The organism is Neisseria sp. MVDL19-042950 (genome assembly GCF_030504625.1).
Taxonomy (GTDB): domain Bacteria; phylum Pseudomonadota; class Gammaproteobacteria; order Burkholderiales; family Neisseriaceae; genus Neisseria.
This window is the reverse complement of record NZ_JAUKWH010000010.1, coordinates 76,690-82,689: the sequence shown is the minus strand read 5'-3', so window position 1 is coordinate 82,689 and position 6,000 is coordinate 76,690. Positions and strand designations below refer to the sequence as shown.

Below are 6,000 nucleotides of genomic sequence, written 5' to 3'. Positions count from 1 at the left end.
CGTACAACTGCTTTTACCCCTTAAAATTAAATCGTTTGCTTTGACAAAACAATTTTTGATTTACTAACTTCTTCCTTAAAGGAACATGTATGAATTTTCCTTTCCGCCCCTTTCCCTCCACTCGCATGCGACGTATGCGTAAAGACGATTTTTCTCGACGCTTGATGCACGAACATACTCTAACGGTTAATGATTTGATTTATCCTGTTTTTATTTTAGAAGGGCAAAACCAAGAAGAAGCAGTTGCGTCCATGCCGGGAGTTAAAAGACAAGGTCTTGATAAACTTTTATATACTGCGGAAAAGGCCGTTGAATTAGGTATTCCTATGTTAGCTTTATTTCCAGTAATCACACGAAACAAAACTGAGACTGCGGAAGAGGCTTACAATCCAGATGGATTAGTTCCTACCACAGTAAGAAAATTACGTGAAGCCTTCCCTGAACTGGGTATTATGACCGATGTTGCCCTAGATCCTTATACCATTCACGGTCAAGACGGATTGATTGACAACGCCGGCTATGTTTTAAATGATGAAACAATTGATGTTTTGATTAAACAAGCTTTATGCCATGCTGCTGCAGGAGCACAGGTTATTGCTCCTTCCGATATGATGGATGGACGTATTGGTGCCATTCGTGAGGCATTAGAAGATGCAGGACATATCCACACTCGTATAATGGCCTATTCAGCCAAATATGCTTCTGCTTTTTACGGCCCATTCCGTGACGCGGTAGGCAGCTCTGCGAATTTAGGTAAAGCTGATAAATACACCTACCAAATGGATCCTGCAAATACCAATGAAGCCTTGCAAGAAGTTGCTTTGGATATACAAGAAGGAGCTGACATGGTAATGGTAAAACCGGGTCTGCCTTATTTAGACGTAATACGCAGAGTAAAAGATGAATTTGGCGTACCGACTTATGCTTATCAGGTATCAGGAGAATACGCCATGTTGCAAGCTGCCATTCAAAATGGTTGGCTTGATGGCAACAAAGTGATTTTGGAAAGTTTATTGGCGTTTAAACGAGCAGGTGCGGATGGTATTTTAACGTACTACGCCATTGAAGCTGCCAAACAATTGCATAAAATATAAACACATTTTTTGAAAGATATTATTTAAGCCGTCTGAACAATGCTTCAGACGGCTTAAATTAATCCTGATTATATTATTAAAAAAAATAAGCCGCCTGAATTTCAAGCGGCTTTTAGAGAATCAATAGCAACTTTCCATAGACTGGTTAATGTGCAGCACTGGCAACACCTTCTCCTACCGGCAATTTCTCTACTCTTACAGCAGTCTGCTTTTCAACTGTTTCCGCTGCTTGAGCAGCCTTTGCAGCATTCGGAACTACGGCTCCTTGTGCCTCGGCATTAGCTACTGCATTATTTTTTGCTACTGCATTTCCACCTACTGAAACAATTTCCGCTTGAGTTGGTTTCGCAGGAGCAGACTGTTCGACAACATTAGCACCACTTTCAGTATTCATTTGCGGCCAGAATTGCCATACACCAACAGCCACAGCCAATACACTGGCTGCCACGGCAAAACCGCGGAAAGCATGGTTAGATGTAGAAGCAACAGGGCGCGCCACAAAAACTTGTTTGCTTTCTGTCGTAGCAGATTGTGTTAAAAGAATTCTTTCATTTGTTAATTCAATATCTTTGCCCACAGCCGATTTCGCATGTTGCATATAATCGCGAATCAAATGATATTCATACCATTTTTGCTGAGCATCACTATCAGATAACAATTTATCAAGTGCCTCTTCTGATAAACTGTCATCATCCATGGCGGCAGATACAAATTCTAAATCTTTGTTTTGGTTCATTATTTTACCACCTTTGGTCTTCAGACGTATCCAACAACGGCCTTAAATCTTTAGCGATTACCTCGCGTGCTCTAAAAATTCGCGAGCGTACGGTACCGATGGGACAGTCCATTATCTGAGCAATTTCCTCGTAAGACAAACCTTCCATCTCTCGCAAAGAGATGGCTTTCCGTAAGTCATCGGGCAGCTTGGCGATAGCTGCCTCTACTGTTTCTAAAATCTCCCGATTCATCATTTCAGCTTCCGGTGTGTGATGATCGGCAAGCTGATCGGCTAAATCGAGAACATCCCCTTCGTCATTTGCGACATCGGCGCTTACAAAAGGCCGTTTGCCGGAAGTGACCAAAAAGTTTTTAGCCGTATTGATACCAATACGATAAAGCCATGTATAAAAAGCGCTTTCCCCTCGAAAATTAGGCAAGGCTCTATACGCTTTTATCAAGGCTTCTTGCGCTACGTCGTTTACTTCGTGTTCGTCCTTAATAAAACGAGACAATAAACGAGTAAGACGACGCTGGTATTTTGATACCAGTAATTCAAACGCTTTATGTTCGCCTTTTTGTGCACGCTCTACCAATGCTTGATCGATTTTACGATCATTCATGTCAGACCTTTATTTGATTACGAGATTACAAACATAGAAAAGGTAAAGCGCACATTGTTGAGCATGAGACACTTTACCTCTGCTTTGGTTCCAAAACAAAGCAATTAAATTTGTCGAAAACAGGCAATACCCCATTTTGACAGCCATAATGAACGCTTACCCAAATATTGGCAATAGCCAAACATTTATTTTGGCTATCCGTTACAATCGGCCAATATTTCCTCACAAAGGGTGGAATCTTGCATTCTTGTAAAATTTTTCGAACACTTTTATGACCAACGGTCAATGCAATGACATCATCGGCATTTGCCGCCCTAACACACCCTTGACTCTCTAACAATTCTTCACAAACTCCAAACAAATTATGCCTCAAGGTAAAACCGTTTTCCGGCAATATTTTTTTCAGACGGCCAGCCAAAATCTGCTCGTTTCCAATCCATGTGCATTCTTTTTCCCATCCGTTTTTTTGAACAAACAAACGGTTTTGATAGGCATAAATCCGCCCGTCTGGCAGTTGCCATTCCGCAGAGGCCGTCTGAATACTATTTAGTACACGTGAAAAATCGGCGATACTTTCTGCTGTCGGCACACCCAATTCGTGAATCTTGGCAAAATACCATAATTGTTGCCACCGACGCACTTCACTCAAACTGCGCCAACGTTGCAAATCAAATGTTCCTGTGGCGCAGATATATTGATAATCTTGCTGCACAATTTCATCCAGCAAGGCAAGCTCATTCTGCAATGATGCGATACTACCGATTATATGGTTGTCGAGATGCGGTAGGCGGGCGCGCCAAACAGGCAAAGCATCGTTACGTAACCAATTGCGTAGAAAGCCCGAGTCTTGGTTGCTGGAATCTTCAACATAAATCAAACCATGCATGTCGGCATAGTCGGCCAGTTGTTCACGTGTGAACCCCAGAAGCGGCCGCCATATTTGCGTGTGTTCATTCAACGCCCTCCACTCCGGCATGGCCGACAACGCACGCAATCCCCCGCCGCGCATGGCTGCCAGCATAAATGTTTCCACTTGATCGCCGCGATGATGGGCCAACGCCACGATATCACTCCGGCCGTCTGAAAAAATACGATAGCGTTCTTTTCGCGCTGCAGCTTCTATGCCCAAGCCGTTTTTCTCAACACACACTTTTTCCAGCCGAAGCGGAATATCCAACCGATCGCATAAAGTACCGCAAAAAGCAGCCCATTCGTCTGCTTTTTCATTCAACCCATGGTGTACATGCACTGCCTTCAAAACAAATCTGAACCGTTTGCGCATACATGACAATAAATGCAGCAACACAACGGAATCCAAACCGCCGCTCAATCCGACTTCAATCACCGTCTGAGGCGGCAAATGCTGCGGCCATGCGTCAGCCACCTGTTCCAACAGGTTATTTGCATAGGGATGTTTACACTTTGTTTGGGGGTTGTTCATGAGTCGGAAACAATGATTTGAGGTGTTAAGTCGGTATTATATCGCGGAGGCCGTCTGAAAGATGCTTTTCAGACGGCCTGCTTTCATGCTGCAAGCTGCTCTTTCGATGAGAAATCCAAATCGGCCGTATGGATAATTTCCTGCATTCCCCAACCGATACGGCGTGCATAGTTGATATCATTCATCAACGAAGAAGTTTGCCAGCCGCTAATTCGCTTATTACGCAGTTTTACCAATATACGGGCGCGAAGATTTTCCAAAGAATCAATATGTTTGGAAAATTTATCCACTTCTTCCTCCCATTCCGGGGTATTGATGGGCAATGCCGTAACACGGCGGAATAAGATTAACGTTTTAAACAAATGGCGGCGCAAACGCATATAGTCGTTAAATGCCGGCGAATCGGGCTGCTGCAAATAAATCTGCATATTCTTCTGCAAATGCTTGCTTTCTTTAATAATTTCCACCATTTTAAACGCTGCCATATGTGCCGTAGTGAGCCGTTGCTGCTGTTCTGCACCGTCAATATCGATTTTGCTGGTAAAGTCCAACACATCACTGTATAGAGGCTTCACTTGGCTTTCATAATACGCCTGAACATCCAAATGCAGCGGCGGCTCGGGGGGAGGCAATTCTTCATCCGGATTGACATTACTCTGATATAACCGCTCCGCCGGTATAAACAGCACATGGCAGATAACTTCCAAGCTCAACGCGCTCAGGTGTTTGATTTCCTTAAACACCGCCCGCAAAGCCGTATCTCCTGCACGCAGCATATTGTCGTTCAAATAACGGGCGCGGACGGGCTTGCTGTCTTCCGGCAACAATTCGGCTTCTGCTTTTTCCGGCAACCATCGCAGAAGTTTCCCCGCAAGTTGATTTTGCAACTTCCAAAATACCGCGAGCCCCAAGCCGTTGAATAACGTGTGAAATAAAGCCAGTTGCAATAGCGCACCCATGCCTGTCCATGCGGCAAGCAACGTTACGAATTTGGTTAGCGGCAACCACAGCAACAATGACAACACTGCGGTAACCACGTTAAACAGCAGATGTGCCAATGCCAAACGCTGGCCGCTCCATTCACTGCCGAGCATGCCGACAAAAGCGGTTGAAATGCTACTGCCCACGTTAGAACCGACCGCAATGGCAAAACCTTGCGCCAAGCTGATTTGTCCGCCGGCCAAAGCCGCTAAAGTAAGAATCAATGTGGCATGTGAAGATTGCAAAACAATCGTCAACAGCAAACCTATACCGCTGAAAATGGCAATTTCTGCCACGCCGCTCACCTGAATAGAAGCAAAGTCCACCTGCCCGCCCAAATCTTGGAAGCCGTTTTTAATGGCATCAATTCCGATAAAAATCAGTGAAATACCTACCAACACTCTTCCGACGGCTTTGGCTTTGCTATTGAAAAACCCTGCCAGAATGCCGAACACCAGCATGGGTATGGCAATAGGACTCAAGCTGATGCTCTGCCCCGCCATGGCCAACAGCCAAATGCCGCTGGTCGCTCCTAAGTTCGTACCTAAAATTACAGCGATCCCGCCGGCCAACGTAATTAAACCGGTACTCAAAAAGGCAATCGTCAGCAAAGACACCAAGGTGCTGGATTGCAAAATAAAAGTGGCAACTATACCGAAAAACAAACCTTTGCCCGGCGTTGCGGTGCTTTTCGCCATCAACCGCTCCAATGTACCACCGGCCGTATTATGCAAACCTTCTTCAATACACTGCATACCGAACAGAAATAAGGCCAAACCGTAGCAGAGCTTCAGCCAAGGCGCGCTATACCAAAAACTATAAGCCAACACAGTGAGCAATAAGGCAACTAACAATGGCTTCCAGACGTTTCTCATGTATTTCCCTAAATTTATTATACAGTTATAAAAATGGGGCAATTATAGCCAACTATTTTGTTACTCATAAATAGCCGTAAAAGTTAATTTATTTTTCAAAACGGCAACGCGTAGGAATAGCCAAAGGCTCAACAGGCAACGGTTTACCGGCATTCTTATAAACCGACACATGAGGCCGTTTGAAAACTCGTTTCAGACGGCCTCGTAACATTCTTTTCTTATTTTAAGAAAAGGCCGTCTGAAAACCCAAATTCGTGTTTTCAGACGGC

5 protein-coding genes are annotated in these 6,000 nt (G+C 44.5%); 1 reads left to right on the top strand and 4 read right to left on the bottom strand.

Annotated elements, in window-relative coordinates; all coding sequences use genetic code 11:
• Window positions 1–89 precede the first annotated feature (89 nt).
• On the top strand, window positions 90–1,094 hold the full coding sequence (hemB, locus tag Q0X97_RS09400) for a porphobilinogen synthase (RefSeq protein WP_302066705.1): 1,005 nt from the start codon (window positions 90–92) through the stop codon (window positions 1,092–1,094).
• Window positions 1,095–1,239: 145 nt separating this feature from the next.
• Here the strand turns inward: hemB and Q0X97_RS09395 are convergent, their stop codons facing one another.
• The 4 genes from Q0X97_RS09395 to Q0X97_RS09380 form a co-directional block, all read right to left on the bottom strand.
• Window positions 1,240–1,830, bottom strand: a complete 591-nt coding sequence (locus tag Q0X97_RS09395) for a sigma-E factor negative regulatory protein (RefSeq protein ID WP_302066704.1) — start codon at window positions 1,828–1,830, stop codon at window positions 1,240–1,242.
• Window positions 1,831–1,834: 4 nt separating this feature from the next.
• A complete protein-coding gene (rpoE, locus tag Q0X97_RS09390) occupies window positions 1,835–2,434 on the bottom strand; it encodes an RNA polymerase sigma factor RpoE (RefSeq protein WP_085389551.1) in 600 nt (199 codons plus the stop codon).
• Between the two features lie 73 nt (window positions 2,435–2,507).
• Window positions 2,508–3,779 carry a tRNA lysidine(34) synthetase TilS gene (gene tilS / locus Q0X97_RS09385; protein ID WP_302066714.1) on the bottom strand — a complete coding sequence of 424 codons (1,272 nt, stop codon included), beginning with the start codon at window positions 3,777–3,779 and terminating at the stop codon, window positions 2,508–2,510.
• Between the two features lie 179 nt (window positions 3,780–3,958).
• Window positions 3,959–5,731, bottom strand: coding sequence for a Na/Pi cotransporter family protein (locus Q0X97_RS09380; protein ID WP_302066703.1), 1,773 nt, complete (start codon window positions 5,729–5,731; stop codon window positions 3,959–3,961).
• Between the last annotated feature and the right edge of the window lie 269 nt (window positions 5,732–6,000).

What these genes read in the sequence shown, in the direction of transcription:
- rpoE (WP_085389551.1), bottom strand. Translation starts at nt 2,434, where the DNA reads ATGAATGATCGTAAAATCGATCAAGCATTGGTAGAGCGTGCACAAAAA.
- Q0X97_RS09380 (WP_302066703.1), bottom strand. Translation starts at nt 5,731, where the DNA reads ATGAGAAACGTCTGGAAGCCATTGTTAGTTGCCTTATTGCTCACTGTG.
- hemB (WP_302066705.1), top strand. Translation starts at nt 90, where the DNA reads ATGAATTTTCCTTTCCGCCCCTTTCCCTCCACTCGCATGCGACGTATG.
- Q0X97_RS09395 (WP_302066704.1), bottom strand. Translation starts at nt 1,830, where the DNA reads ATGAACCAAAACAAAGATTTAGAATTTGTATCTGCCGCCATGGATGAT.